Source organism: Streptomyces curacoi (assembly GCF_001513975.1).
Classification (GTDB): Bacteria; Actinomycetota; Actinomycetes; order Streptomycetales; family Streptomycetaceae; genus Streptomyces; species Streptomyces curacoi.
The window spans coordinates 129,142-150,393 of the sequence record NZ_KQ947996.1 but is presented as its reverse complement, the minus strand read 5'-3'; the positions used below and the strand labels follow the sequence as shown (position 1 = coordinate 150,393).

Below are 21,252 nucleotides of genomic sequence, written 5' to 3'. Positions count from 1 at the left end.
CGTGCAACGCTGCGCGTTGTGCGCAACCGAAGCATGGGATGCCCCTGGGGCGGTGTCAAGATGTGGTGGCGGCGAGCTGCTTGCGCCAGCGCGTGAACAGCCGCGGCTGGTTCATCCCGAGCACGGCGACCGGGTTCCCGGCCCGCCGGTAGACGGCCAGGACGTCGCGGTCGTCCGCGGCGCCGGCCTCGATGGTGACGCTGTCGGCGCCGGCCGCGTGACCGGCGAACTGGATCTTCACGCCGTACTGGTCGGACCAGAAGTACGGCGGCCGGGGCACACCCGGTTCCACCGCTCCCCCCGCCAGCAGCGTGGCCACCGCGGCGCCCGGGCGCTCGCGCGCGCCGGTCCAGTGCTCGACGCGGCGATGGCAGCCCGCGCGCGGGTCGTACCAGTTGGCGCAGTCGCCGACCGCGACGACGCCGGCCAGGCTGGTGCGGCCGTCCGCGCCGCACTTGACGCCGTTGTCGAGCGCGATGCCGGAACCCTCCAGCCACTCGACGCACGGACGCGCGCCGACACCGACCACGACGATGTCGGCGGGGACGGTACGGCCGTCCTCCAGCAGGACGGCGTCGACACGCCTCTCCCCGCTCAGCCCCTTGACGCCCACGCCGCACAACAGCCGTACCCCGTGGTCGGCGTGGAGGGCGGAGACGAGGGCGCCCATGGCCTCGCCGAGCGGTCCGGCGAGCGGGGTCGGTGCCGCCTCCACGACGGTCACGTCGAGTCCGAGGGTGTACGCGGTGGAGGCGACCTCGGCGCCGATGAACCCGCCGCCGATCACCACCAGCCGTCCGCCGCGGGCCAGTTCGTCCCGTAGCGCGCGGGCGTCGTCCAGGGTGCGCAGGGTGTGCACTCCGGCCAGGCCCGCGGAGCCGGGGAGCGTGCGGGCCGCGGCGCCGGTCGCGATGACGAAGCCGTCGGCGCGCACCTCACGTCCGTCGGCGAGCCGGACGGCACCGCCCGTGTGGTCGAGTGCGACGGCCCGGGCACCGAGCAGCCACTCCGCCCCCAGATCCTCGTCGTCCGCCTCCAGGGCGAGTTCGGCCTCACCGAGGGTGCCGGCCAGGAACTCCTTGGACAGCGGGGGCCTGTCGTACGGGCGGTGGAGCTCGTCCCCGACGACGACCAGCCGCCCGTCGTAGCCCTGCCCTCGCAGCGAGCGCGCCGCCGACAGGCCGGCCAGTGAGGCGCCGACCACGGCGACCGTCCTCACGCGGGGCCCCCGGCGAGCCGGGCTGCGACGCAGGGCGGCAGGTTGGGCGCGTCCGTCGACAGCCGGACGTGGATCATGCCGCCCTCGACGACGACCTCGTGCGTCCGGACCGGAAGCTTGGCCGGCGGGGCGTCGACCGCGCCGGTCCTCAGGTCGAACTTCGAGGCGTGCAGCGGGCATTCCACCTCGCAGCCATCCAGCCAGCCGTCGGCGAGCGAGGCGTCCTGGTGGGTGCAGGTGTCGTCGATGGCGAAGAGCTCGCCGTCGTCGGTGTGGAACACCGAGACCGGCGGATCGATGTCGAGCCGGTGGGCTTCGCCTCGCGGGAGGTCCTCGAGACGGCACGCGGGAATCATCATGACACCTCGGTGCGTATAGCGAAACGGATTGCGGTAAGCGCAACGCCAGTCTGCGGGCCGCCCAGAAGCGTTGTCAAGGCGTCAAAAGGCCTCGCTCGCACGGGTCGGCCGCCCGTCCTCCGGGCAGCCCGAAGCGCCCGGTCCACCTGCGGAAACAGGCGGAACGGGCGCCACACGGAGCACCCCGAGGGGAGCGTTCAGAAGCCGCGGTCGATCCACTCCCGCAAGTGCGGGGCCTCGGCGGCAACAGTCGTCGTGTCACCGTGTCCGGTGTGCACGACGGTCTCCCCCGGCAGCGTCAGCAGCCGGTCCCGGATCGACTCGATGATGGTCGGGAAGTGGCTGTACGACCTTCCCGTCGCCCCCGGCCCGCCGGCGAACAGGGTGTCGCCGCTGAACAGGGCCGTCAGGGCCGGCGCGGACAGGCAGACCGCGCCCGGGGCGTGGCCGGGCGTGTGCAGCACGGTCAGCTCGACGCCGGCCACCGTGAGGACCTGACCGTCGGCCAGTTCGGCGTCCGGTGCCCGGTCGGGGTGGGTCTGCTTCCACAGCGGCAGGTCGTCCGGGTGGAGGAGGACGGGGGCACCCGTGCGGGCCGCGAGTTCGGGAGCTGCGTCGATGTGGTCGTTGTGGGCGTGGGTGCACACGATGGCCCGCAGGGTGCGCCCGCCGACGGCCCGGGCGATCGCCTCGGCGTCATGGGCGGCGTCGATGACGATCGCCTCGGTGTCGTCGCCGACGATCCACACGTTGTTGTCGACGTCCCAGGTGCCGCCGTCCAGCGAGAACGTCCCCGAGGTGACGAGGTGTTCGATGCGGGCGCCGGCCATCAGAGGACCACCACCGAGCGCAGCACGTCGCCGTGGTGCATCCGCTCGAAGGCCTTCTCGACCTCGTCCAGCGCGATGGTCTCCGTGACGAAGGCGTCCAGGTCGAGCCGGCCCTGCAGATACAGGTCGATGAGCATCGGAAAGTCGCGGGAGGGCAGACAGTCCCCGTACCAGGACGACTTCAGCGCGCCGCCGCGGCCGAAGACGTCCAGCAGCGGCAGTTCGAGCTTCATCTCCGGGGTGGGCACGCCGACCAGGACGACGGTGCCGGCGAGGTCGCGGGCGTAGAACGCCTGCTGGTACGTCTCCGGGCGGCCGACCGCCTCGATGACGACGTCGGCGCCGAAGCCGCCGGTCAGCTCGCGGATCGCCTCGACCGCGTCCGCGTCCCTGGAGTTGACGGTGTGGGTCGCGCCCAGCTTCCTGGCGGTCTCCAGCTTGCGGTCGTCGATGTCCACCGCGATGACCTTCGCCGCGCCCGCCAGGTTCGACCCGGCGATCGCGGCGGCCCCGACCCCGCCGCAGCCGATGACGGCGACCGAGTCGCCCCGGCCGACGTTCCCGGTGTTGATGGCCGCGCCGATGCCCGCCATCACGCCGCATCCCAGCAGACCGGCGGCGGCCGCCGACGCGGTCCGGTCGACCTTGGTGCACTGCCCGGCCGCGACCAGGGTCTTCTCCGCGAACGCGCCGATGCCCAGCGCCGGCGACAGCTCGGTGCCGTCGGTGAGGGTCATCTTCTGCTTCGCGTTGTGGGTGCTGAAGCAGTACCACGGCCGTCCGCGCAGACAGGCCCGGCACTGGCCGCACACGGCCCGCCAGTTGAGGATGACGAAGTCGCCGGGGGCGACGTCGGTGACGCCCTCCCCCACCGACTCCACCACCCCCGCGGCCTCGTGGCCCAGCAGGAACGGGAAGTCGTCGTTGATGCCGCCCTCGCGATAGTGCAGGTCGGTGTGGCAGACCCCGCAGGCCTCGATCTTCACCAGCGCCTCACCCGGACCCGGGTCGGGCACGACGATCGTCTCCAGGCTGACGGGGGCGCCCTTGCCCCGCGCGACGACAGCACGGACCTGGTGCGTCATGGCCACTCCTCGGCTGGTCGAGACCGGAATCAGATGTTGCTCATTACGGCACACATCTCATGTGCCGCAACACAGCATCGTGGACGGCCGACCGGGGGTCAAGGAGCGCGACGGGCGGTCCCCCGGCACCGCCCACGACCGGCTCCGCGAGCCGCAGGCCGCTTCGCCCGGACCTTCGTCGATCGGCATCCGCGCGGATGACTAGGGTGGGACCACATGTGCGAGCTGGGAGGTGCCCTCGTGGCGGAGGAGCCGGTCGACCTGATCCATCTGGAGGGCGAGGGCAACCGCGTCATCCTCCGTATCACGGGCAAGGAGGCACGCGGGGGTCCCGATGAGGCCGATGCCCTGGTCGCGGAGTTCCACGTCGACACCCCCTTCGTGCGCGGCAGCCTCAGGACCTGGCTCTTCGCGGAGGACCTGCGGCAGTGGCAGCGGGCCCTGGACATGCTCGACACCGGCCAGGACATCGCATGGCGTGAAGGCACACGCGCCCCTTGGCTGTTCATCGAACTCGACGAGGACGACGACCGGTGCCGCGTCACGATCAGGGACCACGCGATGTCCCTGACGACCGTGACGGTGACCGTCCCGCTGACCGACACCTGGTTCGACGACGCGTACCAGCGCCTCGACCTGGCCTGGAAGACCTGGCCCCTCGACGAGGACTGAGATCACGCAGGCTCTGTCCTAAGGGACTGTTAGGACTTCGTTCGCGCTGTTGAACGGCCCTGCCGTGCCGTCGACTCTGTGTGCTCCCGGGCCGCAGACAAGGGAGTTCTCGATGGCCACACAGACCACGGCCGTGCGTGCGCAGGAGCCACGCCGCGGCGAGCGCAGGGTCGTCAGCAACATCGTGCGCGGATCGATCGGCAACCTGATCGAGTGGTACGACTGGTACGCGTACACCGCGTTCAGCGTGTACTTCGCCGCCGCGTTCTTTCCGTCCGGCGATCAGACCGCCCAGCTGCTGAACACCGCCGCGGTGTTCGCCGTCGGCTTCCTGATGCGCCCCATCGGCGGGTGGGCCCTCGGCCGCTACGCCGACCGCCGTGGCCGCCGGGCGGCGCTGACGCTGTCGGTGACGCTCATGGCGGCCGGTTCCCTGATCGTGGCGCTGACCCCGTCGTACGGTGCCATCGGGGTCGCCGCGCCGGTGCTGCTGGTGGCCGCGCGGCTGCTGCAGGGCCTCTCCGTGGGCGGTGAGTACTCGACGTCGGCCACCTATATGTCGGAGGTGGCCTCCCCCGGCCGGCGCGGCTACTACTCCAGCTTCCAGTACGTCACGCTCATCGCCGGCCAGTTGACAGCGCTCGGCCTGCAGATCGTCCTGCAGCAGGTGCTCAGCGGCGCGCAGATGGACGCGTGGGGCTGGCGGGTCGCGTTCGTCGTCGGCGCCGCGGGGGCGATCGTCGTGCTGTGGCTGCGGCGCGGCATGGACGAGTCGGAGAGCTTCGAGCGTGCGGCGGCCGAGGCGGACGGGGACCGGGAGGACGGCGGCCCGGCGCGCGGCAGCCTGCGGCTGCTGCTGTCCTACCCCCGGCAGTGCCTGGTCGTGGTGGGGCTGACCATGGGCGGCACGCTGTTCTTCTACACGTACACCACGTATCTGCAGAAGTTCATGGTCAACACCAGCGGCATCGCCAAGCCGACGGCGGCCTGGATCAACTTCTTCGCGTTGCTGGTGTTCGTGGTGCTGCAGCCGGTCATGGGGCTGTTGTCGGACCGGGTGGGGCGGCGGCCGATGCTGATCGCGTTCGGGGTTCTGGGCGCCGTGGTGGTGGTGCCCTCGCTCACCCTGCTGTCGCACACCAGCGATCCCGTGTACGCGTTCCTGCTCATGGTCGGGCCGCTGGCGGTCAGCTCCCTGTACACCTCGATCAGCGCGGTGGTGAAGGCGGAGCTGTTCCCCACGTCGATCCGGGCGCTGGGCGTCGGACTGCCCTACGCGCTGACCGTGGCCCTGTTCGGCGGGACCGCGGAGTACGTCGCCCTGTGGTTCAAGAACGCCGGTCACGAGAGCTGGTACTTCTACTACGTCACCGCCTGCGTCCTGATCTCGCTGCTCGTCTACATTCGGATGCGCGAGACGTCGGACGGATCACCGCTGGACACCGAGACTCGCGACTGACCGGGAGGGAGGCGACCGTGCGCGTACTGCTGGCCGAGGACGACGACGGTGTGGCCGGTGCGCTCACCGAGGCCCTGTACGAGCACGGTCACCTGCCCGCCCGGGTCCGCCGCGGCGAGGACGTCCTCACCCGCCACCGCCAGACCGACCTGCTGCTGCTCGACCTCGGCCTGCCCGACGTCGACGGGCTGGAGGTGCTGCGCAAGCTGCGCGCGGTGAGCGGTCTTCCGGTGGTGGTCCTCACCGCGCGGGGCGACGAACGGTCGGTGGTGCGCGGCCTGCGGCTGGGCGCCGACGACTACCTCGTCAAGCCGGTACGGCTGGCCGAGCTGCTGGCCCGTATCGAGGCCGTCACCCGCCGCGCCACCACGTCCGCCGCTCCGGCACCGCGCACCGTGCGGGCCGGTGACGTCGAGGTCGACCTCGACGCGCGCCGGGTGACGGTCGGCGGTGCCGAGGTGCGGCTGACCACCAAGGAGTTCGCCGTCCTCGCCGCGCTGGCGGCCCGGGCCGGTACGGCGGTCAGCCGTCAGCAGCTGATGGACGAGGTGTGGGGCGACGCCTACCTGGCCGTGTCCCGCTCGCTCGACGTCCATCTCACCCAGCTGCGGGCCAAACTCGGCCGCCCCGAGGTGCTGACCACCATCCGCGGCTTCGGCTACCGGTTCGGCGACTGAACGGGCCCATGCGTACCCGGGTACTGACCGTCGTCCTGGCCTTCGCGGTGCTCGCGGTGGCCGGTTTCGCCGTCCCCCTGCTGGGCGTCACCGCCGCGCAGCGCACCGAGCAGCTCGTCGCGGCCCGCACCGCCGACCTCGACCGCTTCGCCGGGCTGGCCGAGCAGGCCGCCGAGAGCGGCGACACGGGTGCGCTGACCGCCGAGGTCAGCCGGTACACCGAGTTGTACGGCGAGGCGGTCGTGGTCGTCGACGCCCGCCGTGCCCCGGTGGTGCAGTCCGGCGGGATGCGGGCCGCCGACCCGGCCGTGGCCCGCCTCGTCGACGCGGCGCTGCGCAACCAGCCCGTCTCGCCCGGCGGCACGCTGCGTCCCTGGTCCGGCGGGGAGAAGCTGCTCGCCCGCCCGGTGGGCACCGGCACCCGGGTGTCCGGCGCGGTGGTGCTGCGCGCCTCGGTGCGGGCCGCCGCCGACGACATCGCCCTGCGCTGGGCGCTGGTCCTGGCGGGCGCGGGCCTGTTCGCCGTGGCTTGCCTGCTGCTCGCCCGCGCCGCAACGCGGTGGGTCGTACGCCCCCTGCATCGCCTGGACCGCGCGGTCGGCGCGCTGGCGGCCGGGCTGCCTGCCGAGCATGCCCGGGCCGGCGGTCCGCCGGAGCTGCGGCAGCTGGCCACCGGCTTCAACCGCATGGCGGACGCGGTGACCACCGCGCTGGAGCAGCAGCGGCGCCTGGTGGCCGACACCTCGCACCAGCTGCGCAACCCGCTCGCCGCGCTGCGCCTGCGCATCGACTCGCTCCAGCCCCGCCTGCCCGACTCCGCCGCCCGCACGTACAGGGGCGTGACGGCCGAGCTCGAACGGATGGAGCACCTCCTGGACGACCTGCTCGCCCTCGCCGACGCCGAACACCGCGCCGGTGAGCTGGCGGTGACGGACGCCCGGGAAACGCGCTGCGACGCGACGGCGGTCGCCGCGGCCCAGGTCCAGCTGTGGCAACCGGTGGCCGAGCAGGCCGGGGTCCGGGTGGAGTTCGTCGCCGGGCCCGCCGTGCTCATGGCCTGCGCAAAGGGCGAGCTGGCCCAGGTGGCCGACATCCTGCTCGACAACGCCATCAAGTACGCCGGCGGCGGCGCCCGCGTCGAGGCGCGCTGCTTCACCGAGGGCCCGGACGCGGTGTTCGAGGTACGGGACGACGGCCCGGGCCTGGCCGCCGGCGAACTCCGCCAGGCCGGCACCCGCTTCTGGCGCTCGGAGCGCCACCGCGACGTACGCGGCAGCGGCCTCGGCCTGGCGATCGCCGAGCAGCTGGTGGCCGGCCGTGGCGGACGTGTCGAGTTCGCGTCGGCCCAGCCGCACGGCCTGCGGGTCAGGGTCGCGCTTCCCGGTGCCGAACACGGCACGTCCTGTCCGCAGGGGCGTACAGCATGACCGACGCGCCGGCCCCCGCCCGCCGCACCGTGCTGCGCGCCGCCCTCGGCACAGCGTGCGGCGGACTGCTCGCAGCCGCCGCCGCGGCCGACGCACGGTACGCCGACCGCGGCCCGGAGGGCAGACTGCGGATCGCGACCGGCGAGACCGACGGCTTCTACGCGGCCTTCGGCCGGCTGCTCGCCGAGCAGGTGACGGCGGCCTGGCCCCGGATGTCCTGCGAGGTGCTCCACAGCGAGGGCAGCGTGGCCAACGTACGGCTGCTCCAGGGGCGTGGGGCCGAGGTGGCTCTGGCTCTGGCCGACATCGCGTGGGCGGCGTACGGCGGCTCGGGGCCGTTCGGCCGCCCGGTTCCCCTGCGTGCGATCGGCCGGGTCTACGAGAACTACGTCCAGCTGGCCGTCCGCGCCGACGCGCGCATCCGCACGGTCGCGGGCCTGGCGGGGCACACCGTCTCGCTCGGCGCGCCCGCCTCCGGCGGTGCCGTGCTCGGCGACCGCCTGCTGCGCGCCGCAGGCCTGACCCCGGGCACCGACGTCCACGTCCGCCACCTGCTGATGCCCGAGGCGGCACGCGCGATGCGGGACGGCACCGTCGACGCCCTGCTGGTCGCGGGCGGCGTACCGCTGCCGGTGCTCTCCGGGCTCGACGCCCGGCCCGGCATCCGCCTGCTGCCGCTGGCCGGCCTCCTCCCCCGCCTGCGCGCCGGTACGGGACGGTCCGGATCGGGACTGGAGGCGGTGACCGTGCCGGCGGGGGCGTACCGCGGCACGCCCGAGGTGGCCACCATCGGCGTGGCCAACCTGCTGCTGTGCCGCCCCGACCTGCCCGAACCCGTCGCCGCCGCCCTCACCCGCGTGCTGGTGCGCCACGCCACGAGGCTCGTCCCGAGCACGGCCCTCGGTACCCAGTTCCTCGACGTCCGCAGCCTGATCTCCACCGGCGTCGTGCCGCTGCATCCCGGGGCGGTCGTCGCCTACCGCGAACTGCACGGCTGAGAGCCCGGGCCCGGCCCGGCTAACGCTCTCAGGCCGCGGCGTTCCCCTGCGGTCCGGACGCGAAGGCCAAGATGTGCGGGACCGCCTCCCGCAGAGTGCCGAAGTGGCGATGCACGCCCTCCACTGCGGTGGGTGCGTTCACGCCCCACACCGTCATCCCGGCCCGCAGCCCGGACCGCACTCCCGAGGGGGCGTCCTCGACGACCAGGCAGTCCCCCGGCTCGGCTCCGAGTCGCGTGGCGGCCCGCAGATACGGATCGGGTGAGGGTTTGCCCTCCTCGACAGCGGCCGCGTCCACGATCACGCCCGGCACCGGCAGGCCCGTCCGCCGAAAGCGGCCCCGCACCCGGTGCTCGTAGTTCGAGGTCACCAGCGCCCAAGACCCCGGCGGCAGGCCGTGCAGCAGGTCCGGCGCACCGTCGAAGGCCGCGTAGACGCCGGTGCGGACGTCCTCGTCCTCCAGCTCGTGCAGCACGGCCAGGCACTCGCGCGGATCCCGGTCCGGGGCGACCTGGGCGAACGTCTCCATCGGCCGGCTCCGCAGCGCCGTCCGGTAGACCTCGTCCGCGTCCAGCCCGTACCGCTGGGCCCAAGTGGCCCAGACGCGGCGCTGGTTGCTCACCGCGTCGATCAACGTGCCGTCGACGTCGAACAGGACGTACTTCATGCGGCCCGGCCGCGCAGCTTCACCGATCACCCGGTGATCATGCCAGGCGGCAGCCTGTAGGCGGGACGGCGGAGGCCGGGCGCCACGCGGACCGAACAGCCCTGTCCGGCACGGGGGTCAGACCGTGGACAGGTCGATCGCTCGGTCGACGTCCTGCGGCCGCAGTACGCGCAGGATTCCTTCCAGGAGGTAGTAGTCGGCGTACGGGAGGGAGATCTCGATCCCGTCCTCGGCCGGCCGGTTGCGCGTGCAGCGGGCGACGACCGCGTCCGCGCGGGCCGAGTTCCTCGTCAGGCAGGTCTCGGACAGCGCGGTGAGCAGCCGTAGCGCCACCTCGCGATAGGCGGGCCTGCCGGTGGCCGTGGACAGGTCGAGCAGGCCGCAGGCCATGATCGCGCCGGCCGACGCGTCCTTGATGTCGTGGGGCTGTTGCGGGGCACGGTAGTCCCACACCGGAACGTGGTCCGGGCTCAGCGCTCCCACCGCGAAGTCCGCGAGTGCGCGTGCGGTGGCCAGGAACTCGGGGTTCCCGGTGCGTCGGTACATCGTGGTGAACCCGTACAGGCCCCAGGCCTGGCCGCGCGACCAGCACGACGTGGGGCTGTATCCCTGCACGGTGTTCGGGCCGATCGGCGCCCCGCTGTCCGGGTCGAAGTCGTACACGTGCGGGGTCGATCCGTCGGGGCGCGGGAAGACCCGCTGCGTGGTCCTCGCGTGCTCCACGGCGATGTCCAGGTACCTCTCGTCGCCGGTCTGCCGGCTCGCGAAGGCGAGCAGATCGAGGTTCATCATCGTGTCGATGATGACGCGGCCGGCGTTCTTCGGGTCGTCGAGTGCGCCCCAGGCTCTGATGAAGCGCCCGCGCGGGTTGTACCGCTGGATCAGGGAGTCGGCGGCCTGCAGGGCGCCCGTCCGCCATCTGTCGTCGCCCGTCAGCCGCCAGGCGGTGACCCACGACGGGTAGAAGAGGAAGCCGAGGTCGTGCGTGCCGGTGTCGTGCCGGCGCGGTGCCAGTTTCTGCGCCGAGGCCAGTGCCCAGGTGCGGAAGGCGGCGTCCTTGCTGTGGAGCCATGCCATCCACAGCGTTCCCGGCCAGAATCCGCCGACCCAGTCGCCGCTCTGCGAGTACGCCCACTTCTCGAACTTCGTGCCGACGGGAAAGGCCGTCACGTCGGGCGCGACGGTGCGGAGCTTGTCGACGGCGTAGTCGGCCGCCGCGCGGAGCTTGCGCAGGTTCGGTGCCATGGCCGGAGCGGCGGTCGCGCCCGCGGCCTCGGCCGGTGTGGAGGTTGCACATATCGCTGCGGCGCCCGCCGCGGTGGCCAGCACAGTACGCCGGGAAACACTCATGCCCGTCCCTCCAACTGGACTACGGGAGAAAGGAGTTAACCGAGCCTTGCACGAGGGACACACCTATGTACACCCACGTGAGCGATGTTCATCAATGTGAACGCGAGTTCCGGCGAACCAGGGGCGGCTTTCGCCGGCATCACTGCGACGTATCCTTCGCCCGTGCCCGAGACCCAGCCGATGCGGCTTCCCGACATGCCGCTGCACGACCCGTTCGTCGTCGCCGACGGGACGACCCGCACCTACTACCTCTACACGTCCAACGTCCCGGCCGTGTCGGGCGTGGACGGCGTCGGCACGATGGTCTACCGCAGCCAGGACCTTCGTGACTGGACGCGCCCCGTCGTGGTCTTCCTGACGGAGGAACAGGAGGGAATCTGGGCGACGGAGGGTGGATGGGCCCCGGAGGTGCACACATGGGGCGGCCGGTACTACCTGTTCACCACGCTGCACAACCAGGACAGGGAACTCCCGGTGCCGCCGCCCGGCCGCTGGGGCACGCCGTTGCCGCTCGCGAACTACATGCGCGGCACGGTCATCGCCGTGTCGGACTCCCTGCTCGGCCCGTTCACCGTGCTCGACGCCGCACGCCCCACACCGCCCGCGCACCTCATGACCCTCGACGGAACGCTCTACGTCGACCCGTCCGGGCAGCCCTGGATGGTGTACGCACACGAGTGGCTGCAGACCATCGACGGAACCATGGAGGCCGTCCGGCTGGCCCCGGACCTGACCCGGACCGTCGGGGACCCTCTCTTCCTGTTCAAGGCCTCGGACGCGTCGTGGATCAGCGAGCAGATCCCCGGCGGCGTGCCGCATCAGCTCCCGCCCTATGTCACCGACGGTCCGCAGTTGTACCGCGCCCCGGAGGGGTCCTTGATCATGCTGTGGTCGACGTACGAGAAGGACGTGCCCGGCCCGGACGGCACCGTCGGCGGCGGCTATGTGCAGACGTACGCCGTCTCGGAGTCCGGCACCGTCGCGGGGCCCTGGCGCCAGCACCGGCCCCTGGTCCGCGACGACAGCGGTCACGGCATGCTGTTCCACAGTTTCGACGGCCGGCTGATGATGATCGTGCACCGCCCGTTCGAGGACGCGCGCGGGAAGCTGTACGAGATGGAGTTCCAGGGGCACGAGCTACGGGTGCTCCGGCAACGGACCGACCTCGATGGCGGGGGATGACACGGTCCTGTCCGGGACCGGCTGAAGGGCGGACTCCGCAGCGGGGCGTGCCGATGAGCGGGTGCCTCACCGGCCGCCCGGCGGTTCGGCGACCTCGACCTGAGCGGGCCGCAGCAGCTGGTCGCCGACGCGGTAGCCGGGGCGCAGGATCGCGGTGCAGGTGGGCCGCTCGACGCGGTCGGAGCGGGTGCAGGAGACGGCCTCGTGCGCGGCGGGGTCGAAGGGATCGCCCGCCGAGCCGAAAGACCGCAGGCCCAGGGACGCCAGTTCGGTGTGCAGTACGTCGGCGACCCGCTGGAAGCCGCCGGTGACGTCTCCCAGCCGACGGGCCTGGTCAATGGCGTCGAGGACGGGCAGGAGGCCGGAGAGCACGTTGGCCACGGCTATCTCGCCGACCGCGCGGCGGTCGCGGTGGACGCGCTTGCGGTAGGTGTCGTACTCGGACTTCAGTCGCCGCAGATCCGCTGTGCGCTCACGCAGTTGCTCCCGCAGCAGGTCGGCCTCGCAGGCGGCCGCGTCCGTCCGCCGGGCCGGCGCCACGTCGCCTCGGCGGCGGAGCTCCAGGCTGGTTCCCGGACTCCGCCGTCGGTTGTCCCGGATGATCGACAGCGGGCGCTCCCCGCGGCCGTCGGTGTCGCTCGGACGGGTCATCCGGCGCCCTCCTGTCGCTTGTCCTCGTCGACGATCTCCGCGTCGACGACCTCCTCGTCCTGGGCGGCGGTGCCTGCCTGGCCGCCGGTGCCTGCCTGGCCGCCGGTCGCCTCCTGCCGGCCCTGCGCCTGGGCGTACATGGCGGTGCCCACCTTCTGCGCCGCGGCGGTCACCCTGTCGGTGGCCTGCCGCAGGGCGGCGGTGCGGTCGCCGTCCGCCGGCTCCGCCTTCAGCGCCTCCTTGAGCTCCGCCAGGGCGCTGTCGACCTCGCTCCTGACCTCGCCGGGGATCTTGTCGGCGTTGTCGGCGAGCAGCCGTTCGGTCTGGTAGGCGACCTGCTCGGCCCGGTTGCGGGTCTCGGCGGCCTCCCGGCGGCGGTGGTCCTCCTCGGCGTACTGCTCGGCCTCGCGCATCATGCGGTCGATGTCCTCCTTCGGGAGCGACGAACCACCGGTGACCGTCATGCGCTGCTCCCTGCCGGTGCCGAGGTCCTTGGCGGAGACGTGCATGATGCCGTTGGCGTCGATGTCGAAGGTGACCTCGATCTGCGGCACCCCGCGCGGGGCCGGCGGCAGACCGGTCAGCTCGAACATGCCGAGCTTCTTGTTGTACGCCGCGATCTCGCGCTCGCCCTGGTAGACCTGGATCTGCACGGACGGCTGGTTGTCCTCGGCCGTCGTGAAGATCTCCGAGCGCTTCGTCGGGATCGTGGTGTTGCGCTCGATCAGCTTGGTCATGATGCCGCCCTTGGTCTCGATACCGAGGGACAGCGGGGTCACGTCGAGGAGCAGGACGTCCTTGACCTCGCCCTTGAGCACACCGGCCTGCAGGGCGGCGCCGACGGCCACGACCTCGTCGGGGTTGACGCCCTTGTGCGGGTCCTTGCCGGTCAGCTCCCGCACCAGGTCGGTCACCGCCGGCATCCTCGTCGAGCCGCCGACCAGGATGACGTGGTCGATGTCGGACACCTTGATCCGGGCGTCCTTGATCGCATTGTGGAACGGACCCTTGCACCGCTCCAGCAGGTCCGCCGTCAACTGCTGGAACTGAGCGCGGGTCAGCTTCTCCTCCAGGTGCAGCGGGCCCTCCGCGGAGGCGGTGATGTACGGCAGGTTGATCGTCGTCTCCGAGGACGACGACAGCTCGATCTTCGCCCGCTCCGCCGCCTCCCGCAGCCGCTGCACGGCCATCTTGTCCTTGGTCAGGTCGACGCCGTAGCTGTTCTTGAACTGCTTGGCCAGGTGCTCGACGACGCGCTGGTCCCAGTCGTCGCCGCCCAGGTGCGTATCACCGTTGGTGGCCTTGACCTCGACCACGCCCTCGCCGATCTCCAGCAACGACACGTCGAAGGTGCCGCCGCCGAGGTCGAAGACGAGAACCGTCTGGTCGTTCTCCTTGTCCAGGCCGTAGGCGAGGGCCGCGGAGGTGGGCTCGTTGATGATCCGCAGCACCTTCAGCCCGGCGATCTCCCCCGCCTCCTTGGTCGCGGTGCGCTGGGAGTCGTTGAAGTACGCCGGTACGGTGATGACCGCGTCCGTGACGTCCTCGCCGAGGTACGCCTCCGCGTCCCGCTTGAGCTTCTGCAGCACCCGCGCGGAGATCTCCTGCGCCGTGTACCGCTTGCCGTCGACACTTCCCGAGTCCGGGAAGCGCCACTGCGCGTCACCCATGTGACGCTTGACGGAACGCACCGTACGCTCCACGTTCGTGACGGCCTGACGCTTGGCCACCTCACCCACCAGTACCTCGCCGCTCTTGGCGAAGGCGACCACGGACGGGGTGGTCCGCGCCCCTTCCGTGTTGGTGATGACCGTGGGCTCGCCGCCCTCCAGCACGCAGACCACCGAGTTCGTCGTACCGAGGTCGATTCCCACTGCACGCGCCATGGTCCTCTCCTCCATCTGCGTCCCAGACCCGTGCCGACGCCGTCGCCCGACCGGGCGGGTGACCGGCCGGGGCCGCTCGGCTATCGGCCACGGGGGGGGCGTGTGCGCGGCTCTCCGGCCGCCGCTGCACCTCGCTAAGAGTCTGGATAATTTCCACATCCCGGGTTGTCAAGAAATACCGGTCTCCGCCGCTTTGGACGCTTTCACGGCCCGTGGAAGGCCGGGAGTCATGGGCTGCCAGGCATAGGCCGACGCGGCCGTCTAGCGCGGCCCCGGGTCCGTCTGCGACAGCCACTGCCGTATGACCCGCCCCGCGAAACTCAGGTCGTCCCACCCCAGGGGAAGGACCGCGAGCGGTGAGCCGATGCGCGACGAGACGGAAAAGAGAAGGCCTTCAGGCGCGTCCAGCAGGCTTGAGGTCTCGCGCCGCATCCGACTCGGGGCCGCCGGCCTCACCGGGGAGGTCCCTGTCCTTCGGGTGACACGGACGGGTACCGGCCGACCGGCCGTCGCCGCACGCGGCGCCGGACTGCCGCGCCCCGCGTCGTATGCCGCGCGCCGCCCCGGATCGCGCAGCGTCTCGTAGGCGGCGAGGACGTCGGCGAGGCCCTGCGCCGCCGCCGGACGCTCCGGCCGGGAGTCCGGATGCAGCGAACGCACCAGCCGGCGATACGCGGAGGTGATCTGCCCGGCGGTGGCGGACGACGGCACGCCGAGCACCGCGTAGTGGTCCCGCCGGGGCCGCCGCTCGGGCATCGCCCTCACCTCCCCGGTCGCTCGACCTGCGCAAACACCAGAAATCTCCTATCAGCACTGGATATATCCTCACTCACCCATTGTCAATATGCCCCGGTTTGAGGTATATGGGCAGTGAGAGCGGTTAGTGGAAGCGGCCCTCGAAGACGGCCCTGTCACCATCCCAGAGGAGCGTGACGGCGATGCTGCTGCGCACCGATCCCTTCCGTGAACTGGACCGCCTGACCGAGCAGTTCCTGGGCACCGTGGCCCGGCCGGCGACCATGCCGATGGACGCCTACGAGCGCGAAGGTGCGGTCTGGGTCCATGTGGACCTTCCCGGCGTCGACCCGGACGGCATCGATCTGAGTGTCGAGCAGAACGTGCTGACCGTGCGCGCCGAGCGCCCCGCACCCGAGGTTTCCCCGGCGGAGATGGTCGCGGACGAACGGCCACACGGGGTGTTCCAGCGGCAGCTGTTCCTCGGCGAGTCCCTGGACGTCGAACACATCGAGGCCAGTTACGACGCCGGGGTGCTGACGGTCAGGATCCCGGCGGCCGAGGAGACGAAGCCACGAAAGATCGAGATCAGCCACACCGAGGAGAAGAAGGAGATCGCCGGCTGACGGCCAGGCGACCGGGCCCGTGGCCCGACGTGGAAGCGGTCGGACGACGGGCCCACTCAGGACTCCTGGCACACCCCAGGGCTACCTGTTCACTCCGGGGCGCCCGACTGCAGCGCCTCGCCCACGGTGCGGAACACCGGCACGGCCCGGCCCACCCCGCTGACGTCCAGGATGCGCAGCATGCGGCTCTCACCGCAGACCAGCCGCAGCTCGTCGCCGGGCCGCTGAGTGGCCCGTACATGCGCCGCCCACAGCGCACCGAGGCCCACGGCATCGCAGACAGCGACGTTCGAGACATCGACGACGATGCGCGCCGGGGCCCTCGCCGCCGCGAGCCGGCCCAGGTACCCGGCCAGCTCGACCCGAGTGGCGAGGGAGACCTGCCCGGACACATCCAGCACGGACCACCCCTGTTCGCGGCGCAGGGACAGGGAAAGAGGCAAGAGGACATCGCCGGTCACCATGTCTCGGCCCCCTTTCCTGTCGTGCGGCTCGCCATGGAGTGCATCAGGTTCCCCGACCGGGCCGGATACACCGCGGACCGCGGATCCGAAAAAGCCGACAAATCAGGTTTACCGCCCAAAACCCCTCATGTCACGTGCATAAAATACCCACAGGTAAGGGTCAAGATGACGACAAATACCCAGGCTGGAGCCGACGGCCATCCGAAAGGAGGCAAGCCGATGATTACCGAGTTGGCTGTCGAGCGCGTGGAATTCACCTGCGGCCACTGCTGGCACAAGTGGAGCGTCGACTACGACGTGCAGCACTACCGCGACGACAACGGGGACGAATGGGAGTACTTCACTCGCGATGGCCGCGGCGTGACGTCCCCCTATGAGCCCCAGGGAGCGCCGCCCTGCCCGATCTGCGGCCGACACTGGGTGGGCCGCCTCGCCGCCCGCCGACCCATCCCCGTGCCGCCCGGCGCCGTCGACACCCCCCGGCTCAGGATCACCGCTCCCCGCGAGCAGCACCGCGCCGACCGGTATGGCGTGCCACCACTGGAAGCGCACGCCCATGAGCAGCCTCGGCAGGACACCCCGGCCACCTCGCCGACCGACCGGTGATCACCGAGGGCTCACCGAGGACTCACCGAGGACTCAATGGGCTACAGGATGTGACGTGGCTCCTACGCAAGCTTTGCCCCATCTGCGGAGAATGAAGGCTTTCAGCCTGCCTCCGAGTCGGCGGGCTTGCGGGAAGGAAAGTCTGCCCATGTCCGAGCATGTGCACGTCCGCCTCAACCAGGGCCTCGGAGTCTCCGAGAACGGTGAGCTCGTGGAGCACCTCTCCTGCCGCTGCGGGGCCACCTGGACCAAGAGCTACCAGGTCCAGGGGGACGATTCCGAGTAGCCGACCAGCACCCGGGCCCGGCCGCGTCGTACTGGTCGGCGACCGGACGCAGCGGACGGCTTTCGCCGGACGGATCAGGGCGCGTGCCGGAAGGCGCCGACGGTCCCGATGGCACCGGGTCCGAACTTGTCGCGAATGCGGTCCATGACCTCTTCGGCGACCAGGCGGGACTCTCGCGCGCGGTCGAGGCTGAGCTGCTCGGCGACCTGGCCGGCGTCGAGGAGGTCCTCACCTTTCAGGGCGAGTCCGGTCAGGCGGCCGCGCTGGAGGCCTGCGCCGTCCATGAGCCGGCAGGCCAGAGTGCGCAGGTCCTCGTCGTGTGCGGACGGCTCGGCGAGGCGGCGGGTCTTCTCCCAGCTGGTGCCGCCGACGAACCGCACGGTCAGGGTCAGGGCGCGGGCGGCCTGGCCGCGACGGCGGAGCAGCCGTCCGAGCTGCATGACCAGGTCGAGCAGGCAGGACCGCACCTGAGCACCGTCCAGGGCGGGACGGGGGAAGGCACAGCTGACGGCGGCAGAGGCGGGCAGCGCGCGGGGAACGACCGGCCGTGGATCGACGCCGCGAGCCCGGTCGGCGGCGAGGCGCCCCGCCTTGCCGCCCAGCAGGCGCTGCACGGTAGCCGGCGGTACGGCGGCGAGCAGACCGACGCAGTGGATGCCGTACTCTCGCAGCACCTCGGCCTGACGCGGGCCGATGCCGTGCAGGGCTTCGACGGGCAACGGCCCCAGCCAGTCGGCGACCTGGCCGGGGCTGATGGCGAGGACACCGCCCGGCGGGGGGATCCGGGCGGAGGCGGTGGCCGCGACCGTGACGGAAGGGCCGATACCGACCCGCACATCGACGCCGAGGCGGGAGATCGTACGGTCCCGCAGGATCTCCCCGAGCCGACGGGCATCCACGCCGTGGTACCGCAGCGCACCCTTCAGCTCCACCAGGGCCGCGGACGGGGGCAGAGCCTGCACCACCGGGGACAGGTCCGCCAACTGTTCGAGGACCTGCCGGTAGGTCCGCTCCGGCAGCGGGTCCGGGCATCGCACGTGCATCACGGTCGACACCTCGCGTGCCATCGCGTCCAGGGCCATGACACCTACCTCCCACCCCTCACGCTATCGAACGCAAATCGAACGTGCGAGCGCAGCCTGATGCGGCACGACTGTGTGACCGGCCACGCCAGTGGGCGAGCGGCCGTCGTTGTCTGCGACAACCTGGTACGCATCCAGCTCGGCCAGCAGACCGTCGTGGTGCTGTGCGATGCCGGCCTCACCCGGAAGCTTCTGCTGTACGACGCCACCGTCGAGAACATGCGTGGACGCCACCAGCCGGGCTGGCAGCAGACGGCGCCGCACCTGGGCACTGGAAGCAGCCTCTTGCGGGTGACTTATCGCAGGGCGGCGGTGACGCCGGTCAGGTTCTGGCGTTGCGGTTAATGGCCAGCTTCGATCAGACGATTGGATGATGATGATCCAGAACTTGCGTCGCGTTCCCATCTGCGTGGGCGTGGTGGCGTGTACTGCGGTGAGTGTGTTGGGAATGGGTGCCACGGCAGCACTCGCCGACGGGCGCGCTCCGGCGCCGCTCGTAAGTTTGAAGAACTTGCAGCAAGGCCAGTCATCGAATCAGCTGAGCCCCAACTCGGTGCAGGAACGCAAGTTCGTCAACGAGGGTGTGGGGGCGTACCTTCTCAATGCGGAGAACGTGCGCCAGGGAATTCCTATGGTGGGCCTGAGCCCTCAGAACGTGAACCGTGATGTGTTCATCAACCATGGGTAGCCGCACCGTCGCCATGCTCCTGGGTACGCTCGTCTCCGCGGCTGCTGTCGCTGCCGGCGCCTCCGGTGCTTCGGCTGTGACACCGCCCCTGGTGAACGCGGAATGTGTGGGGCAGGGAGCGCTGATTTCGGTGTTGGACGGCGGCTCGGAGCACACTGACCGCTTCCGGTGCGCCAGCACGCGAGGTGCGGTGATCCTGGACGCCAGCAAGTCCCTGCAGGGAGCAATGGTTACGGTCTCCAGCCCTGGTCAGAGAACGGATCAGATGTATTCATGACTTGCGGTCTGGTACGGCGGGGAGCCGAGGCTATCTGGTCGTCCAGGCCACGCGTCAAAACACCGGCTGATCCGGTATTGGGAGGCGCCCCGGACGATCGTCCGGGGCGCCCCTTCATGTCATCGTTCCTTGGATCTGCTACCAAGGCCAGCGGAGAACGGGGAGCAACACGGGCACGTACCTTCCTTTCCAAACAACAGTGGTGAGCAACATCGCCACACCTATCACCCAGCTACGAGCGGCTGTGACGCACGAGGGGTCAATCACCTGTTCGTGTGGCTGCCGGCGCTGGACCGCGACCGAACCGCCCAGATGCAACGCCGCGCGTTGACCAGAGGCGACATGCAGTCCCATCCAGCACCTGAATCCCGTACGCCCACCCGCGGGTGGGCGTACGGGTGTGTCTCATGAGACACACATCAGCCTGGAGAACCGGGGCTTCGGTGCCCGAGCCTGCGCAGGTCAGGGGAGCGTGTTCCTGCTGGCTGGAGATCAGCGTAGGGGTGGAGCCGTGCTCCGGCGGTGCCATCCGGCAGGGTTCGGGGCGGTGCGCCCGAGGGTGTGGGCTGAGCGGGGGTGGGCGCCGGCGCGGCGCGGCCGAGCAGCTTGAGTGCGGTCTGGGGACCGTGGTCCCGGCGGGCGGCCGCGACCTGGTCGAGGTCCCAGGCCATCTCACCGACGACGGTACGCCGGTTGCCTCGGCGCTCGACCGTGCCCCGCACCAGCAGCAGCCCGGAGTGGAACACGGTGTGGGCGCACGCGTCGTGGCTGTCCTCGAAGAACACCAGATCGACGAGGCCGGAGCCGTCTTCGAGCGTGACGAAGATGATCCTCTTTCCGGACGCGATGGGGGGTGTCTGGGTGGAGGCGCGCACGCCGGCAACGAGGACGCGCTGCCCTGGGTGGAGTTGTTGCAGGTGGGCGGCGTCGGTGGCGCCGAGCTCGCGCAGCAGCCGGTGGTGGTGTTCCATCAGGTGCTGGCTGACGTCGACGGACAGGATGTTGAGTTCTGCGGTGAGCTGCTCGCGGCGGGTCATCTCGGGCAGGCCGCTCGCCGTGGCGGTGACGGCCTCTTCGCCGAGGGGCAGCTGCCCGTCGACCGCGGCGCGATTTCGGGCATGCCGGTGCAGTTCGGTGGCCTCCAGCAGCAGATCCCGCCGGGTCAGCTCGCCCTGCAGCGGACCGAGCGCGCCGATCTGGATGAGCCGCTGGGCGGTGGGCAGCGACGGCCGTGCCCGCTGCCACGGATCCTGCAGCGAGGTGTAGGGCTGCCCGGCGGCGATCCGGGCGGCCTCGGCATCGCTGATCCCGCGCACCGTGGACAGCGCGAGGCGTACCTCCCATCCCTGGTCGGTCCGCTCCACGCTGTGCGCGGGGCGGGAGTGGTTGACGTCGACGGGGAGGACGGGGACGCCGAGGCGTCGGGCGTCCGAGACGATCACCCGCATCGGCCACATGCCGGGGTCGTGTTCCAGCAGGCCCGCGTAGAAGGCCGCCGATGGTGCGCCTTGAGCCAGGCGGACTGGACGGCCGGCACGGCGAACGCGACGGCATGCGCCCGGCAGAACCCGTACGCCCCGAACTCCTTGATGATGCCCCAGACTTCGTCGATGACGGCTGCGGCGTAGCCGGGCGAGGTGGCGGCGGGCCGGAACCAGTCCTCCACCTTCGGCAGGCGCTCGGTGTCGGCGAGAGCACGGCGGGCAACGTCGCCAGCGGCACGGTCACAGACGGTCATTCTTGCGAAGATGGCGATGACTTATTCACGCCAGATGATGACTCCGTACGTGTCGTCGAGGATCGGTTCCAGGTCGGGGTGCGGGTAGCGGGGCGGTTCGGTGCCGTGCCTCGCGGCGATGAACCTGGCGGAAGTGGCTGCTTTGTCACCGTGTCGCATTCCGAAGTCGCAGCAGGCGAAGGGCCGTTCGAGTCTGTTGCACGTTAAGGTGTCGGATACCTAGCGTCTCCTCTCATGCACATGAGCAGCTTCACTCCGGCGGGGTGGGAGTCCTGGAATGTGTCCCGT

Annotated in this window: 23 protein-coding genes and 1 pseudogene; 12 read left to right on the top strand and 12 right to left on the bottom strand. The window is 71.1% G+C overall.

Going from position 1 to position 21,252, the window contains the following annotated elements:
• Positions 1 to 55 precede the first annotated feature (55 nt).
• The 4 genes from AQI70_RS34185 to AQI70_RS34170 all read right to left on the bottom strand — a co-directional run bounded on the left by AQI70_RS34185 (position 56) and on the right by AQI70_RS34170 (position 3,493).
• Positions 56 to 1,219 carry an NAD(P)/FAD-dependent oxidoreductase gene (locus tag AQI70_RS34185; protein ID WP_079051595.1) on the bottom strand — a complete coding sequence of 388 codons (1,164 nt, stop codon included), beginning with the start codon at positions 1,217 to 1,219 and terminating at the stop codon, positions 56 to 58.
• Positions 1,216 to 1,578 (bottom strand): bifunctional 3-phenylpropionate/cinnamic acid dioxygenase ferredoxin subunit, encoded by a 363-nt coding sequence (locus tag AQI70_RS34180; protein WP_062156322.1) that lies wholly within the window; start codon positions 1,576 to 1,578, stop codon positions 1,216 to 1,218. Before AQI70_RS34180 ends, AQI70_RS34185 begins: the two co-directional genes overlap by 4 nt.
• Positions 1,579 to 1,775: 197 nt before the next feature.
• Positions 1,776 to 2,408 (bottom strand): MBL fold metallo-hydrolase, encoded by a 633-nt coding sequence (locus tag AQI70_RS34175; protein WP_062156321.1) that lies wholly within the window; start codon positions 2,406 to 2,408, stop codon positions 1,776 to 1,778.
• Positions 2,408 to 3,493, bottom strand: a complete 1,086-nt coding sequence (locus AQI70_RS34170; RefSeq protein WP_062156320.1) for an S-(hydroxymethyl)mycothiol dehydrogenase — start codon at positions 3,491 to 3,493, stop codon at positions 2,408 to 2,410. Before AQI70_RS34170 ends, AQI70_RS34175 begins: the two co-directional genes overlap by 1 nt.
• Positions 3,494 to 3,554: 61 nt before the next feature.
• On the opposite strand from AQI70_RS34170, the gene AQI70_RS39875 reads away from it, so the two are divergent.
• The 6 genes from AQI70_RS39875 to AQI70_RS34145 all read left to right on the top strand — a co-directional run bounded on the left by AQI70_RS39875 (position 3,555) and on the right by AQI70_RS34145 (position 8,726).
• Positions 3,555 to 3,698: a hypothetical protein gene (locus AQI70_RS39875; RefSeq protein WP_208607500.1), complete on the top strand. Its 144-nt coding sequence runs from the start codon at positions 3,555 to 3,557 to the stop codon at positions 3,696 to 3,698.
• Between the two features lie 11 nt (positions 3,699 to 3,709).
• A complete protein-coding gene (locus AQI70_RS34165) occupies positions 3,710 to 4,165 on the top strand; it encodes a DUF5959 family protein (protein ID WP_244181954.1) in 456 nt (151 codons plus the stop codon).
• Positions 4,166 to 4,277: 112 nt separating this feature from the next.
• On the top strand, positions 4,278 to 5,624 hold the full coding sequence (locus AQI70_RS34160; protein WP_062156319.1) for an MFS transporter: 1,347 nt from the start codon (positions 4,278 to 4,280) through the stop codon (positions 5,622 to 5,624).
• Positions 5,625 to 5,641: 17 nt separating this feature from the next.
• Positions 5,642 to 6,301: a response regulator transcription factor gene (locus tag AQI70_RS34155; RefSeq protein WP_062156318.1), complete on the top strand. Its 660-nt coding sequence runs from the start codon at positions 5,642 to 5,644 to the stop codon at positions 6,299 to 6,301.
• An 8-nt stretch (positions 6,302 to 6,309) separates the two neighbouring features.
• A complete protein-coding gene (locus AQI70_RS34150) occupies positions 6,310 to 7,728 on the top strand; it encodes a sensor histidine kinase (protein WP_062156317.1) in 1,419 nt (472 codons plus the stop codon).
• Entirely contained in the window at positions 7,725 to 8,726 is a 1,002-nt protein-coding gene (locus tag AQI70_RS34145; RefSeq protein ID WP_079051594.1) for a TAXI family TRAP transporter solute-binding subunit, read from the top strand. The genes AQI70_RS34150 and AQI70_RS34145 overlap by 4 nt, the downstream gene beginning before the upstream one ends.
• Before the next feature lie 28 nt (positions 8,727 to 8,754).
• On the opposite strand, the gene AQI70_RS34140 is transcribed toward AQI70_RS34145, so the two are convergent.
• Together AQI70_RS34140 and AQI70_RS34135 are read right to left on the bottom strand one after the other, a co-directional pair.
• Positions 8,755 to 9,393, bottom strand: a complete 639-nt coding sequence (locus tag AQI70_RS34140; protein WP_062156316.1) for an HAD family hydrolase — start codon at positions 9,391 to 9,393, stop codon at positions 8,755 to 8,757.
• A gap of 117 nt (positions 9,394 to 9,510) precedes the next feature.
• On the bottom strand, positions 9,511 to 10,743 hold the full coding sequence (locus AQI70_RS34135; protein ID WP_062156315.1) for a glycoside hydrolase family 88 protein: 1,233 nt from the start codon (positions 10,741 to 10,743) through the stop codon (positions 9,511 to 9,513).
• 180 nt (positions 10,744 to 10,923) lie between these two features.
• Here AQI70_RS34135 and AQI70_RS34130 point away from each other — a divergent pair, with 180 nt between their 5' ends.
• Positions 10,924 to 11,925: a glycoside hydrolase family 43 protein gene (locus AQI70_RS34130; RefSeq protein WP_107117149.1), complete on the top strand. Its 1,002-nt coding sequence runs from the start codon at positions 10,924 to 10,926 to the stop codon at positions 11,923 to 11,925.
• Positions 11,926 to 11,991: 66 nt separating this feature from the next.
• On the opposite strand, the gene grpE is transcribed toward AQI70_RS34130, so the two are convergent.
• The 3 genes from grpE to AQI70_RS34115 form a co-directional block, all read right to left on the bottom strand.
• Positions 11,992 to 12,576, bottom strand: a complete 585-nt coding sequence (gene grpE, locus AQI70_RS34125; RefSeq protein WP_063801651.1) for a nucleotide exchange factor GrpE — start codon at positions 12,574 to 12,576, stop codon at positions 11,992 to 11,994.
• A complete protein-coding gene (gene dnaK / locus AQI70_RS34120; protein ID WP_062156314.1) occupies positions 12,573 to 14,462 on the bottom strand; it encodes a molecular chaperone DnaK in 1,890 nt (629 codons plus the stop codon). The genes grpE and dnaK overlap by 4 nt, the downstream gene beginning before the upstream one ends.
• Before the next feature lie 261 nt (positions 14,463 to 14,723).
• On the bottom strand, positions 14,724 to 15,218 hold the full coding sequence (locus tag AQI70_RS34115; protein WP_062156313.1) for a J domain-containing protein: 495 nt from the start codon (positions 15,216 to 15,218) through the stop codon (positions 14,724 to 14,726).
• 182 nt (positions 15,219 to 15,400) lie between these two features.
• On the opposite strand from AQI70_RS34115, the gene AQI70_RS34110 reads away from it, so the two are divergent.
• Positions 15,401 to 15,823 (top strand): Hsp20/alpha crystallin family protein, encoded by a 423-nt coding sequence (locus tag AQI70_RS34110; protein ID WP_062156312.1) that lies wholly within the window; start codon positions 15,401 to 15,403, stop codon positions 15,821 to 15,823.
• An 89-nt stretch (positions 15,824 to 15,912) separates the two neighbouring features.
• Here the strand turns inward: AQI70_RS34110 and AQI70_RS34105 are convergent, their stop codons facing one another.
• The gene (locus tag AQI70_RS34105; protein ID WP_062156311.1) at positions 15,913 to 16,287 is read right to left on the bottom strand and encodes an STAS domain-containing protein; all 375 of its coding nucleotides are present in this window, start codon (positions 16,285 to 16,287) and stop codon (positions 15,913 to 15,915) included.
• Positions 16,288 to 16,506: 219 nt separating this feature from the next.
• Here AQI70_RS34105 and AQI70_RS34100 point away from each other — a divergent pair, with 219 nt between their 5' ends.
• Both AQI70_RS34100 and AQI70_RS39710 read left to right on the top strand, forming a co-directional pair.
• Positions 16,507 to 16,893: a hypothetical protein gene (locus AQI70_RS34100; RefSeq protein ID WP_062156310.1), complete on the top strand. Its 387-nt coding sequence runs from the start codon at positions 16,507 to 16,509 to the stop codon at positions 16,891 to 16,893.
• 148 nt (positions 16,894 to 17,041) lie between these two features.
• Positions 17,042 to 17,179, top strand: a complete 138-nt coding sequence (locus AQI70_RS39710; RefSeq protein WP_004004102.1) for a hypothetical protein — start codon at positions 17,042 to 17,044, stop codon at positions 17,177 to 17,179.
• Between the two features lie 74 nt (positions 17,180 to 17,253).
• Here the strand turns inward: AQI70_RS39710 and AQI70_RS34095 are convergent, their stop codons facing one another.
• Entirely contained in the window at positions 17,254 to 18,261 is a 1,008-nt protein-coding gene (locus AQI70_RS34095; RefSeq protein WP_107117142.1) for a DNA polymerase Y family protein, read from the bottom strand.
• 60 nt (positions 18,262 to 18,321) lie between these two features.
• On the opposite strand from AQI70_RS34095, the gene AQI70_RS34090 reads away from it, so the two are divergent.
• Positions 18,322 to 18,606, top strand: coding sequence for a hypothetical protein (locus AQI70_RS34090; protein WP_062156309.1), 285 nt, complete (start codon positions 18,322 to 18,324; stop codon positions 18,604 to 18,606).
• A gap of 28 nt (positions 18,607 to 18,634) precedes the next feature.
• Positions 18,635 to 18,949 (top strand): hypothetical protein, encoded by a 315-nt coding sequence (locus AQI70_RS34085; protein ID WP_159042734.1) that lies wholly within the window; start codon positions 18,635 to 18,637, stop codon positions 18,947 to 18,949.
• 696 nt (positions 18,950 to 19,645) lie between these two features.
• Here the strand turns inward: AQI70_RS34085 and AQI70_RS34080 are convergent.
• Positions 19,646 to 21,093 (bottom strand): annotated as a pseudogene (locus AQI70_RS34080) (helix-hairpin-helix domain-containing protein); the annotation flags it as partial.
• Positions 21,094 to 21,252 lie beyond the last annotated feature (159 nt).